We start from the raw sequence: 16169 nt of genomic DNA on the forward strand, positions 1-16169 counted from the left end.
GCGGGCCTCGGGCGCGCGGGAGACGGGACGTGCGGTCCGATGCGGCGCACCAATCCTGACATCGCCGAGGCTTCATCGGCCAGTTCTCCCGGGACTTCCGACGGGCAAGGATGAAAGGCGCTACCCGGCATCGCCCACCCCCGGCTTTCCCGCTTCAGGGCCAACCACACTTCGAAGCGCCGCAAGCCGCGCCAAGCCCCGTGCGGTAACCTCTCCATCCCGCCGCAGGTCTGCGTCTTCCTGCGCCCCGCCCTGTCTTCACCTTGTCGCAAATACTTACGCCGGAGGCACCGCCCGGCACGGGCGGTCCCTTGTGCAACGGGGCTGCTATTCGACGAAGGCCCGGGCCAGGTAGTCGCCGAAGGGCTTCACCAGGTAGGCCAGCGGTGTGCGATCCTCGGTGCGCAGGAAGGCCTCCACCGGCATGCCGGGGATCAGCACCAGCCCCTCGGGCAGCCGCTCCCGCTCCCCCTCGGCCAGGCGGATCTCGGCCCGGTAGAAGTTGCGCCCCGTGACCTCGTCGGTGAAGGCATCGGCGGAGATGCGGGTCAGCGTCCCGGTCAGTTCGGGCGTGCTGCGCCGGTCGAAGCCGGAAAACCGCAGCCGCACCTCCTGGCCGAGGTGCAGGGCGTCTACGTGAATCGGTTCGACCCGGGCGGCGATCAGCAGCGGCCGGTCCTGCGGCACGAGGTACAGCAGCGGTTCCGCCGGGCGGATCACCGCGCCGGGGCCGAAGACACGCAGCCCGTGAACGACGCCTGCGACCGGCGCCGTGATCTCCAGCCGGTCGAGGCGATCGCGCAGGGCGCGGCGGCGCTCGGCCAGCTCCAATTCGCGCACGCGCAGGTCGCGCAGGGTGGCAATGGCCTCCTCGCGGCGGGCAGTGGCGCGGGCCAGGATCTGAAGCTCGATCTCGGTGATGCGCCCCTCCGCCTCGGCGCGGGCCGCGGCCAGCTCGCCCAGCTGGCCCTCCTGCCGGGCGGCCTCCCGGCGCAGGGCCAGAACCCGGGCCAGCTGGCTCAACCCGCGGTCCAGCAGGTTCTGCTGCACTGCCAGCTCTTCGCCGACCAGAGCGGCCTGGGTGCCAAGCGCCGCCTCCTGGGCGCGCAGCCCGGACAGCTGGGCCCGGATCTGGCCCTGGCGTTTCTCCAGCTGGGCCCCCTCCTGCGCGGCGGCCTCGCGGCGGGTCAGGAGCAGGCGGCGCTGTCCCTCCATCAGGGCGCGGACCTCCGGCGTGGGATTGGCTGTCAGCTCGGGATCGAACCGGGGCGCGTCCAGCCCGTCACGTTCCGCCTCCAGCCGGGCGCGGCGGGCCATCAGCTCATGCAGCTGGCCTTCCACGATGGCCAGTTCCGAACGCAGCGCCCCGGGGTCGAGCCGCGCCAGCGTGGCGCCGCGCGGGACCGTCTGGCCCTCTTCGACCAGCATCTGATCGACCCGGCCGCCATCGGCGTGCTGCACGACTTGGCGGTTGCTTTCGACCTCGATCTGGCCCGGGGCGATCACCGCGCCGGCGATCTGCGTCAATACCGACCAGCCGCCGAAGCCGCCGATCAGAAGCGCCAGGGTCACCAGCCCGGCGATGACCGGGCCGCGCACGACCAGGGGATCGGGGCCGCGCCCGTCGCGGCGGCTCATCTCAGCCCCCCCGCGCCGTTGCCGGCGCTGGCCTGGATCTGGCTGTGGTTGGCCACCACCTTGCGCAGCACTTCGTCGCGGGGCCCGAAGGCGACCCGCTGGCCGTTGTCGAGCATCAGCAGCAGGTCGCATTCCTGGATCGCCGCCGGCCGGTGCGCCATAATCAGCACCGCGCCGCCCTCGGCCCTGAGGGCGCGGATCGCCTGGTTGAGCGCCTGGCTGCCCTCGTTGTCGAGGTTGGAATTGGGTTCATCCAGCACCAGAAGCACCGGCGTGCCGTATAGGGCGCGGGCCAGGCCGATGCGCTGGATCTGCCCACCCGACAGCCGCCCGCCGCGGGGGCTGACCCGGGTGTCGTAGCCCTCGGGCATCTTGACGATCATCTCGTGGGCATCGGCCTTCTGCGCCGCGGCGACGACGGCGGCATCGTCGGGGTTTTCGGCCATGCGCGCGATGTTCTCGGCGATCGTGCCTTCGAACAGTTCCACCCGTTGCGGCAGGTAGCCGATCAGCGTGCCGCGCGTGTCGGGGTCGTATTGATCCAGCGTTGCGCCATCCAGCCGGATCGTGCCGCCCGCGCAGGGCCAGGCGCCGGTCAGGGCGCGCGCCAGCGTCGACTTGCCCGCGCCGGAGGGGCCGATGACGCCGCAGGCCTGTCCCGGGGAAAGCGTGAAGGTGACCATGCGAAGCGCCGCCTGCCGGTCGCCCGGGGGCACGATGCTGGCCTGGGCCACCTCCAGCCGGGCCTTGGGGCGGGGCAGGGCGGTTTGCGGTGGCGCGGGCGGTGCTTCTCCCAGCAGGGTGGCGAGCGAGGCCCAGCCCCGGCGCGCGCGGCTCATCAGCGGCCACTGGCCGACCAGGGTTTCCACCGGGGCCAGCGCCCGGCCCAGCAGGACGGACCCGGCGATCATGGCGCCCGGCGACAGCAGTTCCCGCAGGGCCAGCCAGGCGCCCAGGCCCAGCATCGCCGATTGCAGGAAGAGGCGCAGCGCCCGGCTCATCGCCGTCAGCGCGGAGGTCAGATCGGCGGCCCCGGTCATCTGCGACAGCGCGTCCGAGCGCAGGTGCTGCCAGCGGCGCCAGGCGGCGCCCTGCATGCCCATGGCGCGCACCAGGCCGGCCTCGGCGCGCATCTGGTCGGCCTGGGCCTGCGCGGCGAACCCGGCCGACAACCCCGCCGCCTGCCGGTCGCGGCCGAAGCCCTGGCCCAGGGCCGCAAGCGTCACCAGCGCCGCGCCGCCGGCAAGGGCCAGCAGGCCGAGGGCCGGGTGGAAGAGGGCGATGCCGCCCAGGAAGAGCGGCGTCCAGGGCAGATCGGCCAGGGCGGCGGGCACCGGCGAGCCGAGCAGGGCGCGAATCGCGTCGAGATCCTGCAGCGCCGTCTCCGCCCTAGGATCGCGCCGGTCGGAGGCGCGGAGCAGGGACGCCTCGTAGACCCGCCGGTCCAGGCGTGCCTGGAAACGCGCGCCGATCCGCGCCATCAGCCGCGACCGCGCCCCGTCGAGCACGCCCATGACGGCGAAGAGGAAAGCCACCAGCGCCGTCAGCGCGATCAGCGTCTCGACCGAGCGGGACGACAGAACCCGGTCATAGACCAGCAGCATGTAGAGTGGTCCTGTCAGCATCAGCAGGTTGCAGAAGACGGAAAACAGGCCGATCAGCCAGTAGAGGTGCCGGTTCTCGGCCCTGATCCGGCGCAGTTCCCTTGCGCCTTCCTGCCGCTGGTCTGTCGTCACGCGCCACTCCTCTCTGATTGCGGGCTGGCTGGTCCCCGGTTGCCCACTGCGTAGGCATCTGTCCGATAACGCCGCTACCTGCGTCCCCTCGGGCCGGTGACCGACGCCGCAAGCCGCACGGCCCCCAATGCGGAGCGCGCCGGTGCGCCCCTTCGATCCTGCATTGCGCACGCCCGCGCAGGGCGTTGCGCGGAAATGCCCGGTTTCCCTCGCACCGCCGGTGCCTTACCTCCGGCCTGCAGGCTCGGGGTTCAGTCAGAGCTGGTCCCACCCGCCCGGCACTACGGTGCAGATCCAGGAACGACACGCTGCGATGCCGGCGTTTCGGCCCGGTCCGCGAGCGGCGGCTTGTCGCTTTGTGGCCACAACCCCGCGTTCGGGGTATTTGCAGCTATGGCACCTGAGCCTTTAAAGAATAGATAAAGCCTGTCGGGCATCCTGCGCCCGGGCCCGCCCTTTTGCCCGCCAGTCGAGACCAGTGAAACGAGATCGCCATTCATGACACAGCCAAGCCCGACCCCCTCCGCGCGCCGTGCCCTGCGGTCTCTAGCCCCCTCGCTGGCCGGCCTCGCCCTGCTGGCCGCCGCCGGCTGCAGCACGCCCGAACCGGGCAGCGTGACCCGCGCGGGTGAGCCCTATGATCCCTACGAGGCGCAGAACCGCCAGGTGCATGCCTTCAACAAGGGGCTGGACCGCGCCGTGCTGCGTCCCGTGGGCGTGACCTATGCGACCGTCGTGCCCAAGCCGGTGAACGAGATGGTGGGCAATTTCGCCGACAACCTCGGCACTCCGGCGGACGTGGTGAACAACCTTCTGCAGGCCCGGTTCGAGAATGCGGCGGTGAACACGGTCCGTTTCGTGATGAACTCGACCATCGGCGTCGGCGGTCTGCTAGATGCGGCCACGGCCTTCGGCATCGCACCGCGCGATACCGATTTCGGCGAGACGCTGGCCGTCTGGGGCGTCCCCCAGGGCGCCTACCAGGAACTGCCGGTCTTCGGCCCCTCGACCGAGCGGGCGACGGCGGGGATGATCGTCGACCTGGCGACCAACCCGCTGAACACCGCGCTGGATGCGTCGGAGCGGCGGCTGAAGCGCGGCAGCGCCGTGGTCAGCAGGGTGGGGGAACGCGGCTATCAGGCCGGCACGGTCGATTCGATCCTTCAGGACAGCGCCGACAGCTACGCGCAGCTGCGCCTGATCTACCTGCAAAATCGTCGCCATCAACTTGGCGATGCGCAGCAGGAGTCCTATGTGGACCCCTATGATGACAACGGGACGGACAGCGATGCGGCCTATATCGACCCTTATGCGGATGACCTCTACATTGACCCCTATGCGGAGTGAGCGGATCTCGCGCCGGGCGGCGCTGACCGGCCTGGCCGGCCTTTCGTCGGCGGCGTTTCTACCGGCGGCGCCGGCCCGCGCACTGAGCGCGTCGGAGGCCACCCAGCTGGTCGACCGCGTCGTGGCGGAGATCAACAGCGTGATCAACTCGGGCGGTTCCGAGGCGCAGATGATCCCTCAGTTCGAGGCGATGCTTCGCCGCTACGCCGATGTCACTGCCATCGCGCGCACCTGCCTCGGGCCGGAGGCGCGCAGCCTGTCCTCGGGCGAGCTGTCGGCCTTCACCGAGGCCTTCACCGGCTACATTGCCCGCAAATACGGCAAGCGGTTCCGCGAGTTCATCGGCGCCCAGATCACCGTGACCGGGGCCGAACCCTACCGGGATCGCTTCATCGTGAAGACGGTGTTCAACCTGCGTGGCCAGGCGCCGTTCGACGTGGATTTCCTGGTGGCGGAACGCGGCGGCAACAGGCTCTTCTACGAGATGATCATCGAGGGCGTATCGATGCTGGCCACGGAACGGTCCGAGATCGGCGCCATGCTGGACGCGCAGCGCGGCGACGTGGGCGCGCTGACGGCGCAGCTGCAGCGCACGGGCTAAGCCCTCAAGGGCGGCCCGGCCGGGCCCGAACCCTGTTCAGGATGTGAAAAGGCCCCGCGGTGGAAATCGCGGGGCCTCTGCTTTTGTCGGTGTCGGCAGGCGCCTCAGTTCAGGCCAAAGATGTCCTTCAGCGCGCGTTCGATGGCGGTTTCCAGGCCGCCACCCCCGCCGCCTCCGCCGGAGCTGCCGCCGCGACCGTTGTCGGCGATGGTCCGCGCGGGTTCCGGCGCGGGGTGCAGCATCGGAAGTTCATGCACCGGCAGGCCGTCGTGGACGCGGGCCATGACCTCGTGGAAGATCTCCGCCGGCAGGCCGGAGCCGGTCACGCCGGTCAGCGGCGTGTTGTCGTCGTAGCCCATCCAGACGCCCGCGACATAATCGGCGGAGAAACCGATGAACCAAGCATCGCGCGCCGCCTGGGTGGTGCCGGTCTTGCCCGCGATCTCGCGGTCCGGCAGGCCGGCGCGGCCGCCGGTGCCCTGGGTGACGACCTGGCGCATCATGTAGATCAGCTCGCGCGCGGCATCCTCGCGGATCACCCGCTCGCCGATGCCGCCCTCGCTGCCCATCAGGGGCTCCGCGTCGCCCTGAAGGCGCACCTCCTGCAGGCCGTAGGGCGTCACCGAGGAGCCGCCGTTCAGGATGCCGGCATAGGCGCCGACCATCTCGATCAACGTGCTTTCGGAGGCGCCGAGCGCCAGGGCGGGACCCGCGGCCAGGTCGCTTTCGATGCCGAAGTCGCTGGCGATCTGGCGCACGTTGTCGAGGCCGGCCGCCTCGGCCACGCGCACCGCCGGGATGTTCAGCGACTTCATCAGCGCCTCTTCCAGGGTGACGGGGCCACGGAACTGGTGGTCATAGTTTTCCGGGCTCCAGGGGCCGGAGCCGGGAATGTTGATGGTCAGCGGCGCATCCTCGACGATGTCGTTGTAATGCCAGCCCAGTTCCAGCGCGGTGGCATAGACGAAGGGCTTGAAGCTGCTCCCGGTCTGCCGCAGCGCCTGGGTGGCGCGGTTGAAGACGCCCGAGGCCTGAACGTCGCGGCCCCCCACCATGGCGCGCACGGCGCCATCGGCGCTCATCACCACCACGGCGGCCTGCGCCTCGGAGCCTTCGCGGACCTTCTCGTCGAAGACCCATTTCAGGGCATCCTCGGCGGCGGTCTGGATCCGCTGGTCCAGGGTGGTGCGCAGGATCACGTCGGCGGTGGTCTTCGAGGTCAGGAAGTCCGGGGTCGAGGACATGATCCAGTCGGCGAAATACCCGCCCGACTGGTCCTGTGCCCGTTTCGACAGTTGCGCGGGATGGTCGATGGCGTTCTGCGCGGCGCTGGCCGACAGATAGCCCTGATCCTCCATCAGCCGCACGATGGTTGCCGCTCGGCTCTGGCTGCGGGCCAGGTTGTTGGTCGGCGCATACCGGGTGGGGGCGACCAGAAGGCCCGCCAGCATGGCGGCCTCGGCCGGGGTCACATTGGCCGCCGACTTGCCGAAATAGCGCTGGCTGGCGGCCTCGAAGCCGCGGGTACCCTCGCCCAGGTAGGCGCGGTTCATGTAGAGGCCCAGGATCTCATCCTTGGAATAGCGCATCTCCATGCCCAGGGCATAGATCGCCTCGCGGCCCTTGCGCAGCAGGGTGCCCTGGCGGCAGTCGGACTCGTAAGCGGCTTCGCTGTCCCATTGTTCGGGATCGTACGCCTGGCCGAAGCACAGCAGTTTCGCCGTCTGCTGGGTGATGGTCGAACCGCCGTGGCCCGACAGCGGCCCGCGTCCCTCGCTGAGGTTGATGCGGATGGCGCTGGCGATACCGCGCGGGCTGACGCCCCAATGCCGATAGAACCGCTTGTCTTCGGTGGCGACGATGGCGTTCTTCAGGTGCGGGCTGACGGTGTCGGCGGTGACGACGCCGCCGAACTGGTCGCCGCGCCAGGCGAAGACCTCCCCCTGGTCATCCAGGATGGTCACCGAACCGCGTGCGCGCCCGTCATAGAGGTCATCGATCGGCGGCATGGTCAGCCCGCTGATGCCGGCGGCCAGCACCACCAGCGCCACGGTCACCGCGACCAGACGCCAGGTGACGCGCCAGATCAGGCCGAAGATCCAGCCGAAGAGGCCCAGAACGAAGGCCACCACCGGGTTGCGGTGCTTCTGCGGGCTCTTGCGGCGCGCGGGTTTGCGGGGCGGGCCCGGCCGTTTGCCGCCACCACCACCGCTGCCCTTGCGCGCGGTCGTCTTGCCGCGCGCCGGCGGTTTCGCCCGGGGTTTTCCCCCATAGCGTTTGTCCGCCACCAAAGGCGGTTTGCGCCGTCGTGAATCACTCATGCTGCCTGCCCGGTGCTTCTTGATTTTTGTCAGGATACAGCCTGCGCGCCGGAATGTTGAGGGACCGCGTGCCCGTCACACGGTTAACATAAAGCATAAATAATGAGCAAAAAATGGGATCTGCGCATTTTGAAGGCACATATCGGGCGTTTTGCACTGGTCAGGGCGGCCTTCTGTTCCGAAAAAGGGGGCTCCACGGCTTAGCTGCCGGTGCCAAAGGGCGGGCGCGGACTGCGCGATAGCCCGAAGAAGGAAGGGGATAGTAGTGAAACTCATCATTGCGACAATCAAACCGTTCAAGCTGGAGGAGGTCCGCGAGGCGCTGACCGAGATCGGCGTGCGCGGGATGATGGTGACTGAAATCAAGGGCTTCGGCTCCCAGTCGGGTCACACGGAGATCTACCGCGGGGCGGAATACGCGGTGAACTTCGTGCCGAAGATCAAGCTGGAGATCGCCGTCAGCGCGGCCATGGCCGACCAGGTGGTCGAGACCATCACCTCCACCGCCAAGACCGGCAAGATCGGCGACGGCAAGATCTTCGTGCTGGACATCCAGCAGGCGGTTCGGGTGCGGACCGGCGAAACCAACGACGACGCGCTCTGAGACGCTCCGACAGGGAAAGGGAACTAATCCAATGAAAACCTTCGCAAAACTGGGTCTTGCCGCAGCCGCAATCGCGCTGCCGAGCCTGGGCCTTGCTCAAGACGAGGCCGCTGCGCCGGCCGTTGTGCCGACCGACGTCGTCTTCATCCTGAACACGCTGCTGTTCCTCGTGGCCGGCTTCCTGGTCTTCTTCATGGCCGCCGGCTTTGCCATGCTCGAAGCGGGCCTGGTCCGTTCCAAGAACGTGGCCATGCAGCTGACCAAGAACGTGGTGCTCTTCGGTGTCGCCTCGATCTTCTACTACCTGATCGGCTACAACCTGATGTACCCGCTGGGCACCTGGGCCGTTGACGGCGTCCTGTCCGGCGTGTTCGGCCCCGGCGTCCTGGAAGCTGTCGGCGTGACCGCCGAAGCCGCGGACGACTACGGCTATGCCTCCACCGGTTCGGACTTCTTCTTCCAGCTGATGTTCTGTGCCGCCACCGCCTCGATCGTCTCTGGCACCCTGGCCGAGCGCATCAAGCTGTGGCCCTTCCTGATCTTCACCGTGATCCTGACCTCGGTCATCTACCCGATCACCGCATCCTGGACCTGGGGCGGCGGCTTCGTGGGTGAAGCAGGCTTCTCCGACTTCGCCGGTTCGACCATCGTGCACTCTGTCGGCGGCTGGGCTGCTCTGACCGGTGCCATCATCCTGGGCCCGCGCCTGGGTCGCTACACCGACGGTCGCGTCAACGCCTTCCCCGGTTCCAACCTGACCCTCGCCACCCTGGGTACCTTCATCCTGTGGCTTGGCTGGTTCGGCTTCAACGGTGGTTCGCAGCTGGCCATGGGCTCCGTCGGTGACGTGGCTGACGTGTCGCGCATCTTTGCCAACACCAACACCGCTGCTGCGGGTGGTGCCGTGGCGGCCGCGATCCTGACCCAGCTGATGTACAAGAAGGTCGACCTGACCATGGTGCTGAACGGCGCCCTGGCCGGCCTGGTGTCGATCACCGCCGAACCGCTGGCCCCCTCGCTGGGCCTGGCGACCATCATCGGCATGATCGGCGGCATCCTGGTCGTCTTCTCCGTCCCGCTGCTGGACAAGCTGAAGATCGACGACGTCGTTGGCGCCATCCCGGTCCACCTGATCTGCGGCATCTGGGGCACCCTGGCCGTCGTCCTGACCGGCACCGCCTCCATCGGCGACCAGCTGTACGGCATCGTGGTGATCGGCGCGGCAACCGTCGTGGCCTCCACCGTGGTCTGGTTCATCCTGAAGGCCGTCATGGGCATCCGCGTCTCCGAAGAAGACGAGATCGCTGGCCTCGACATGGCGGAACTGGGCATGGAAGCCTACCCCGAGTTCTCGAAAGGCTGATCCTCCTTCCATATTCAGCCACTACCTGCCCGGGCGTTCGCGCCCGGGCTTTTTCTTTTCCGGCAGGGTGACGCGACATGAAAAAGGGCCTGCCTTGCGGCAGACCCCTTTTCGATCCGAGGCGGGAGCGCCCCCGGTGTCTATTCCGGGTTCACCATGCTGGGGGCGCCGGTGCCCATGTCGGTGCCCATGTAGGGCAGCTTGGCCTCCTTCCAGGCGCCGAAACCGCCGCCCATGTGCGCGATCTTGTCGATGCCCGCCGCGATCGCCGCGCGGGCCATCTTCTCCGATCGGACGCCGGAGCCGCAGTGCAGCACGATCCGTTTGGTGCCCTGGGAGGGCAGGTAGTGCGGCGCGAAGAAGGACATGGGCATCAGCAGCGATCCGACCACATGCTCGAACATGTATTCCTGTGGCGTACGCACGTCGATCAGCACGATGTGCCCTTCGGCCAGGGCGTCATGCACCTCCTGCGGCGTCCAGGTTTCCAGTTCGACGCCGTCCACGGTTTCCGATTCCATTGCTCTCTCCTGTGATGTGAGGGTCATGACGCGAGGCAGGGCAGGTCCGGGGAGCCAATGGCCTGCCATCGCCCGCGTCTGTCATGGATGTAGGGCCGTCCCGCCCGGTCGAGGAGGGCCAGCGCCCGTGGCGGCTCGCCGCATCGCAGAAATCCGCTGGCCCTGCTGCGACGACGACGGGGCCCGGGGTCTGCCCTGTCGCTGGGCGCCGCTGCGTCCATTCCGCACCGCACGGCCCCGTCCGATTGCCGCGCTCCGGGATCCGTGCTTATGCTTTGACGAAAAGACAAGAACCGGGGGACGGGACATATGTACGATTTGGTGGCCATCGGGGCCTGGTTGGAATTCGCCGTGCGCTGGCTGCACGTGGTCACGGCGATCGCCTGGATCGGCTCGTCCTTCTATTTCATCGCGCTGGACCTGGGCCTGAACCGGTCCATCCCCGGCCCTGCAGATGGCGAGGAATGGCAGGTGCACGGCGGTGGCTTCTACCATATCCAGAAGTACCTGGTCGCCCCCGATGCGCTGCCCGATCATCTCGTCTGGTTCAAATGGGAAAGCTACGCCACCTGGCTGTCGGGCTTTGCCCTGCTGTGGCTGGTCTATTACCTCGGCGCCGATTTCTACCTGGTTGATCCCAACGTGCTGGACATCCCCGCCTGGGGCGGCATCGCGATCTCGCTGGCCTCGCTCGGCTTCGGCTGGCTGGCCTATGACACGATCTGCAAATCGAAGTTCGGCGACAACAACACCCGGCTGATGCTGCTGCTCTACGTGATCCTGGTGGCGCTGGCCTATTTCTACACTCAGGTCTTCACAGGCCGCGCCGCGCTGCTGCACCTGGGTGCCTTCACCGCGACGATCATGTCGGCCAACGTCTTCATGGTGATCATCCCCAACCAGAAGATCGTGGTGGCGGATCTGAAGGCGGGCCGCACCCCGGATGCCAAGTACGGCAAGATCGCCAAGCAGCGTTCGACCCACAACAACTACCTGACGCTGCCGGTCATCTTCATGATGCTCAGCAACCACTACCCGCTGGCGTTCTCGACCGAGTACACCTGGATCATCGCCAGCCTCGTCTTCCTGATGGGCGTCACCATCCGGCATTTCTTCAACAGCATGCATGCGAAGAAAGGGATGCCCTACTGGACCTGGCTGCTGACCGCGCTGATCTTCCTGCTGATCATGTGGTTGTCCACCGCGCCACTGTTCCGCTCGGACGTCTACGAGGAGGAGGCTTCGGCCCACCTCAGCCGCTTTGCCGAGGCCGAGGGGTTCGAGGATGTGCATGACATCGTGATGGGCCGCTGTTCCATGTGCCACGGCGCCGAACCTTTCTGGGACGGGATCCTCTGGGCGCCCAAGGGCGTGCGCCTGGACACCGAGGCCGACATCGTGCGCAACGCCCGCGGCATCTACCTGCAGGCCGGGCTGACCCATGCCATGCCGCCCGCTAACGTTTCCTTCATCGAAGAGGAGGAACGTCAGGCCATCCGCGACTGGTACAAGGCGGCGATCAAGGGCTGACGACCGCTTGGGCCGCCCTGACCGCGAGGTTACAGGAGGCCGCAATGCGCCGCAGGTTTCGTCTGGCTCTGCTCGGGGTGCTCGTGTCGCTGCTGCCGGCGGGGCAGGCCGGGGCCGAGATCCTGGCCGCGCCGGTGACCGTGACCATCAGCAACCTTGGCACTCCTCTGGCGGTGTCGATCCGCCCGTTCCGCGCCGAGGCGCAGGAGATATGGCATGTGGCGGGCGCCTGTCCGGCTGCCGAGGATCCGGCGCGGGTGCGCCTTGTCGCCTTTGCCGCACTGGCCGAGCTGACCATCTACCTGACCGACGCACCAGAGAAGGCGCACCGGACGATCTGCCTGACCAATCCGGCGGCCTGGCCACAGGCGCGGGAGTGATGGCCCGTTCATAGCAGAGACTGCACGCCGTGCGTCTCGTTCACTCGACGCGGAGGGCTTTGGGGGCGCTTTGTTGCGAGAGATCGTGGGACTGCGACAGGCTCTGGTTCTGGGCCGCATGTCGCGTAGCTCAAAGCGCCCGCTTATAGCCCCCTTCTGCCCGGCGGCACGCCGGGCTGCGCCCTCCCCTCCCCACGGGAGGGCGCATTTGCACGGGGTGTGGATAGCGGAACGGACCCTGGCCTAGCGGGTGGATCGCTTCGCTCGCATGTTTGCGCGCCCACCCAGGGGAGGGCGCAGCCCGGCTTCTGGGGGATGCATGGCATGCGGGGAGGACGGTGTTGGGAAAAAGGAGCCTGTGCGGGAGAGGGGCCCTTTGACCACCGTTCTCCGGGGCGCAGCCCCCATTTCCGACTCATTCGGCACCTGCTACATTTGGCGGCATGCAGCGTCCCGACCCCCATATCCTCGATTCTCAGCCCGTCATCCGTCAGCTCGACGATGCCGCGATCAACCGCATTGCCGCCGGCGAAGTGGTCGAACGCCCGGCCTCGGCGGTGAAGGAACTGGTGGAAAACGCCCTCGACGCGGGCGCCACCCGGATCGACGTGACCGTGGCCGATGGCGGCAAGACCCTGATCCGCGTGGCCGACGATGGCTGCGGCATCACGCCGGAGGCGCTGCCGCTGGCGCTGTCGCGCCATGCCACCTCGAAGATCGACGGCACCGACCTGCTGAACATCCACTCCTTCGGCTTCCGGGGCGAGGCGCTGCCCTCGCTGGGGGCCGTGGGGCGGCTGTCCCTGACCTCCCGCGCGAAGGGCCATGACGCGGCCGAACTGCGGGTGTCCGGCGGCCAGCTGGGGGAGGTGAAGCCGGCGGCCCTGAACAAGGGCACGGTGGTCGAGCTGCGCGATCTCTTCTACGCCACGCCGGCGCGGCTGAAGTTCCTGCGTACCGACCGGGCGGAGATGCAGGCGGTGTCGGACGTGATCAAGCGCCTGGCCATGGCCGAGCCGCACGTTGGGTTCACCCTGCGCGACGCCTCCGGTGCCTCGGGCAAGGGCGGGGACGCGCGGGTGACCTTCCGCGCCGATCCCGAGACCGGGGACCTGTTCGATGCGCTGCACGGGCGCCTCGCCTCCATCCTGGGGCGCGAGTTCGCGGAGAATGCCCTGGCCATCGACGCCACGCGCGACGGCATCCGCATGACCGGCTATGCGGCGCTGCCGACCTATTCGCGCGGCGCAGCGGTGGCGCAGTTCCTCTTCGTCAACGGCCGCCCGGTGAAGGACAAGCTGCTGACCGGCGCCCTGCGCGCCGCCTATTTCGATTTCCTGTCGCGGGACCGGCACCCGGCTGCCGCGCTGTTCCTCGACTGTGATCCGCATCTGGTCGACGTGAACGTCCACCCGGCGAAATCCGAGGTGCGGTTCCGCGACCCGGGCACGGCGCGGGGGCTGATCGTCTCGGGCCTGCGCCATGCGCTGGCCGAGGCCGGGCATCGCGCCTCGACCACCGTCGCGGGCGCCACGCTGGGGGCCTTCCGGCCCGAACCCGCAGGGGGCAGCGCGTCGCCGATGGGCGCGCTTGGGCCTGCGCCGCAGGCCCCCGAGGGCAGCGCCAATCGGGTCTACCAGTACGACAGCCAGTACCGGCGGGAGGCGCCGGTGCGCCCGACCTTCGGCGGCCAGCGCGAGGCAGGGTTCGCGGAAACCTTGGCACCCGACTGGGGGCTGCCCAGCCTCGACACCGGCCCCTCCGCCCGGTTCGAGCCGGTGGTCGAGGATCTGCCGCAGGGCACCAATGAGACCCCGCTGGAAGAACACCCCCTGGGCGCGGCCCGCGCACAGCTGCACGAGAACTACATCGTCGCCCAGACCACACGTGGCATGGTCGTCGTCGATCAGCACGCGGCCCACGAACGGCTGGTCTACGAGAAGCTGAAACGCCAGATGGCCGAGAACGGCGTGGCCGCCCAGGCCCTGCTGATCCCCGAGATCATCGAGCTGTCGCAGGGCGACGCGCAGCGCCTGCTGGACGCCGCGGACGACCTGGCGCGCATGGGGCTGGTCATCGAACCCTTCGGCGGCGGCGCCATCGCGGTGCGCGAAACCCCCGCCATCCTGGGCGAGATCAACGCCGAGGCCCTGCTGCGGGACGTGCTGGACGAGTTGACCGATCAGGACGACAGCCTGACCCTGCAGGCGCGCATCGAGGCGATCCTCAGCCGCGTCGCCTGCCACGGCTCGATCCGCTCGGGCCGGCGGATGCAGGTGGCCGAGATGAACGAACTTCTGCGGCAGATGGAGGCGACCCCCCATTCCGGGCAATGCAACCACGGCCGCCCCACCTACGTAGAGCTGAAGCTCTCCGATATCGAAAGGCTGTTTGGCCGCACATGATCCAGATCGGCACCACCCAGATCGACCTGTCCGACCCCCTTGCCCTCGCCGCCGTCATCGGCGGCGTGGCCTTTCTGGTGCTGCTTGTCCTGATCGTCTTCGCGATCCGCGCCGCCGGCCGCTCGTCCGAGCCGGTGATCTGGCAGATGAGCCAGCTGTCGCGCACGGTCGAGGGGCTGGCGTCGGGGCAGGAGCAGCTGGCCGGGCGCCTGGGCACCGTGTCGGATGCGCAGACCAACGGCCAGACCCGGATGGTGCAGACCATGGAGGCGCGGCTGGCCCATGTGCAGAGCCAGATGAACGACCGCCTGCATGCCAACGCGATGCAGCAGGCCCGCGCCCTGGCCGAGATGCAGGAGAAGATGAACGAGCAGCTGCGCGGCGGGTCGGAAAAGACGACGAAAAGCCTGGCGGAGCTGCAACAGCGCCTGCAGGTGATCGACCGCGCGCAGGAGAATATCACCAAGCTGTCGGGCGACGTGCTGTCGCTGCAGGACATCCTGTCGAACAAGCAGACCCGCGGCGCCTTTGGCGAGATCCAGCTGAATGACATCGTGGGCAAGGCGCTGCCCTCGGACAGCTACACGGTGCAGGCGAAGCTGTCGAACGACCGCCGCGCCGACTGCCTGATCCACCTGCCCAACCCGCCGGGGCCGATCGTCATTGACGCCAAGTTCCCTCTGGAGGCCTACGAGGCCCTGCGCGGCGCCCAGACCCAGGACCAGAAGGCCCGCGCCCAGACCCTGTTCCGCCAGGCGGTGCGCGCCCACATCAAGGCGATCTGCGAGCGGTACATCATCGAGGGAGAGACCGCCGACGGCGCGCTTATGTTCCTGCCCTCGGAAGCGGTCTATGCCGAGTTGCACGCCAATTTTCCCGAAATCGTGCGAGAGGGGTTCGCCGCCCGGGTCTGGATCGTCTCGCCCACCACCTGCATGGCGACGCTGAACACCATGCGCGCCATCCTGAAGGACGCGCGCATGCGCGAACAGGCCGGCGCCATCCGCAAGACCCTGTCGCTGCTGCACCGCGACGTGGAGATCGTGGTGGAACGGGTGGCCAAGCTGGACACCCATTTCACCCAGGCCCGCAAGGACCTGGACGGCATCGGCACCGCCGCCGAACGGGCCGGCAAACGTGCGCTGAAGCTCGACAATTTCGACTTCGAGGAGCTGGCGCCGGAGGCCGACAGCCCACTGGAAAGCCTCACCCAGGATCCGCCGAAAAGCTGAGGCGAAAAACCTGAGTTTGCGGCAAATCAAGGAAGGGCGTAGGCTTTTGCCTGCATGCTCCGCGACGAACAGGAGGAAACGCCATGCTAGAAATTTCCATCTCCAAGGTCGCCAATGTCATCCTCATGGCGCGGGAGTTGAACCGCGCCGAGGGAGAACTGCGTGCCTTCCTCGAAAATCTGAACGAGGATGAACTGGCCAGCCTGGTCGCGATCATGTGGATCGGGCGCGAAAGCTTCGATGCCGACGACCTGGAGGAGGCCATCGCCACCGCCAAGACCGAGGCGAGCACGCCCACGGCGGATTACCTGCTGGGCACGCCGCATCTGTCGGATCACCTGGAAAACGGCCTCGATGCGCTTGGCCTGTCGGCCTCGGACGAGGAAGACGACCTGGTGCGCGGCGGCTGAAACCGATCCTTGGGGACGTGGTCTGCCGCCCCGCAGGGGCTGTGCCTCCTGTAGTCTTCGCAATGGAAAAGGGGCGCCGCA

At 68.1% G+C, this 16169-nt stretch carries 13 protein-coding genes; 9 read left to right on the forward strand and 4 right to left on the reverse strand.

What is annotated here, in order from left to right; all coding sequences use genetic code 11:
• Positions 1–327: 327 nt before the first annotated feature.
• Together LC066_RS08585 and LC066_RS08590 are read right to left on the reverse strand one after the other, a co-directional pair.
• Complete coding sequence (locus tag LC066_RS08585) at positions 328–1638, reverse strand: HlyD family type I secretion periplasmic adaptor subunit (protein ID WP_224897989.1); 1311 nt, start codon at positions 1636–1638, stop codon at positions 328–330.
• Positions 1635–3374 (reverse strand): type I secretion system permease/ATPase, encoded by a 1740-nt coding sequence (locus tag LC066_RS08590; protein ID WP_224897991.1) that lies wholly within the window; start codon positions 3372–3374, stop codon positions 1635–1637. Before LC066_RS08590 ends, LC066_RS08585 begins: the two co-directional genes overlap by 4 nt.
• A 498-nt stretch (positions 3375–3872) precedes the next feature.
• On the opposite strand from LC066_RS08590, the gene LC066_RS08595 reads away from it, so the two are divergent.
• Entirely contained in the window at positions 3873–4721 is an 849-nt protein-coding gene (locus LC066_RS08595; protein ID WP_224897993.1) for a VacJ family lipoprotein, read from the forward strand.
• Complete coding sequence (locus tag LC066_RS08600; protein ID WP_224897995.1) at positions 4711–5322, forward strand: phospholipid-binding protein MlaC; 612 nt, start codon at positions 4711–4713, stop codon at positions 5320–5322. The genes LC066_RS08595 and LC066_RS08600 overlap by 11 nt, the downstream gene beginning before the upstream one ends.
• A gap of 104 nt (positions 5323–5426) precedes the next feature.
• Here LC066_RS08600 and LC066_RS08605 read toward each other — a convergent pair whose 3' ends face one another.
• Positions 5427–7643 (reverse strand): transglycosylase domain-containing protein, encoded by a 2217-nt coding sequence (locus tag LC066_RS08605; protein WP_224897997.1) that lies wholly within the window; start codon positions 7641–7643, stop codon positions 5427–5429.
• 265 nt (positions 7644–7908) lie between these two features.
• On the opposite strand from LC066_RS08605, the gene LC066_RS08610 reads away from it, so the two are divergent.
• The gene (locus tag LC066_RS08610; protein WP_085889004.1) at positions 7909–8247 is read left to right on the forward strand and encodes a P-II family nitrogen regulator; all 339 of its coding nucleotides are present in this window, start codon (positions 7909–7911) and stop codon (positions 8245–8247) included.
• A 31-nt stretch (positions 8248–8278) separates the two neighbouring features.
• Positions 8279–9610, forward strand: coding sequence for an ammonium transporter (locus tag LC066_RS08615; RefSeq protein WP_222477539.1), 1332 nt, complete (start codon positions 8279–8281; stop codon positions 9608–9610).
• Between the two features lie 140 nt (positions 9611–9750).
• On the opposite strand, the gene LC066_RS08620 is transcribed toward LC066_RS08615, so the two are convergent.
• A complete protein-coding gene (locus LC066_RS08620; RefSeq protein WP_224897999.1) occupies positions 9751–10131 on the reverse strand; it encodes a rhodanese-like domain-containing protein in 381 nt (126 codons plus the stop codon).
• Between the two features lie 309 nt (positions 10132–10440).
• On the opposite strand from LC066_RS08620, the gene LC066_RS08625 reads away from it, so the two are divergent.
• The 5 genes from LC066_RS08625 (at position 10441) to LC066_RS08645 (ending at position 16088) form a co-directional block, all read left to right on the forward strand.
• Complete coding sequence (locus tag LC066_RS08625; RefSeq protein WP_224898002.1) at positions 10441–11661, forward strand: urate hydroxylase PuuD; 1221 nt, start codon at positions 10441–10443, stop codon at positions 11659–11661.
• A gap of 44 nt (positions 11662–11705) precedes the next feature.
• Positions 11706–12041, forward strand: a complete 336-nt coding sequence (locus tag LC066_RS08630) for a hypothetical protein (RefSeq protein ID WP_224898004.1) — start codon at positions 11706–11708, stop codon at positions 12039–12041.
• A gap of 443 nt (positions 12042–12484) precedes the next feature.
• Complete coding sequence (mutL, locus tag LC066_RS08635; RefSeq protein WP_224898006.1) at positions 12485–14446, forward strand: DNA mismatch repair endonuclease MutL; 1962 nt, start codon at positions 12485–12487, stop codon at positions 14444–14446.
• The gene (locus tag LC066_RS08640) at positions 14443–15678 is read left to right on the forward strand and encodes a DNA recombination protein RmuC (RefSeq protein WP_224898008.1); all 1236 of its coding nucleotides are present in this window, start codon (positions 14443–14445) and stop codon (positions 15676–15678) included. The genes mutL and LC066_RS08640 overlap by 4 nt, the downstream gene beginning before the upstream one ends.
• A gap of 83 nt (positions 15679–15761) precedes the next feature.
• Positions 15762–16088, forward strand: a complete 327-nt coding sequence (locus LC066_RS08645) for a DUF3775 domain-containing protein (RefSeq protein ID WP_222477549.1) — start codon at positions 15762–15764, stop codon at positions 16086–16088.
• Positions 16089–16169 lie beyond the last annotated feature (81 nt).

The organism is Pseudooceanicola marinus (genome assembly GCF_020177265.1).
Taxonomy (GTDB): domain Bacteria; phylum Pseudomonadota; class Alphaproteobacteria; order Rhodobacterales; family Rhodobacteraceae; genus Pseudooceanicola; species Pseudooceanicola marinus_A.

Bases quoted from the DNA above. Each gene is read 5' to 3' on its own strand.
- LC066_RS08585 (WP_224897989.1), bottom strand. From the start codon at position 1,638: ATGAGCCGCCGCGACGGGCGCGGCCCCGATCCCCTGGTCGTGCGCGGC.
- LC066_RS08595 (WP_224897993.1), top strand. From the start codon at position 3,873: ATGACACAGCCAAGCCCGACCCCCTCCGCGCGCCGTGCCCTGCGGTCT.
- LC066_RS08600 (WP_224897995.1), top strand. From the start codon at position 4,711: ATGCGGAGTGAGCGGATCTCGCGCCGGGCGGCGCTGACCGGCCTGGCC.
- LC066_RS08605 (WP_224897997.1), bottom strand. From the start codon at position 7,643: ATGAGTGATTCACGACGGCGCAAACCGCCTTTGGTGGCGGACAAACGC.
- LC066_RS08615 (WP_222477539.1), top strand. From the start codon at position 8,279: ATGAAAACCTTCGCAAAACTGGGTCTTGCCGCAGCCGCAATCGCGCTG.
- LC066_RS08620 (WP_224897999.1), bottom strand. From the start codon at position 10,131: ATGGAATCGGAAACCGTGGACGGCGTCGAACTGGAAACCTGGACGCCG.
- LC066_RS08625 (WP_224898002.1), top strand. From the start codon at position 10,441: ATGTACGATTTGGTGGCCATCGGGGCCTGGTTGGAATTCGCCGTGCGC.
- LC066_RS08630 (WP_224898004.1), top strand. From the start codon at position 11,706: ATGCGCCGCAGGTTTCGTCTGGCTCTGCTCGGGGTGCTCGTGTCGCTG.
- mutL (WP_224898006.1), top strand. From the start codon at position 12,485: ATGCAGCGTCCCGACCCCCATATCCTCGATTCTCAGCCCGTCATCCGT.
- LC066_RS08640 (WP_224898008.1), top strand. From the start codon at position 14,443: ATGATCCAGATCGGCACCACCCAGATCGACCTGTCCGACCCCCTTGCC.
- LC066_RS08645 (WP_222477549.1), top strand. From the start codon at position 15,762: ATGCTAGAAATTTCCATCTCCAAGGTCGCCAATGTCATCCTCATGGCG.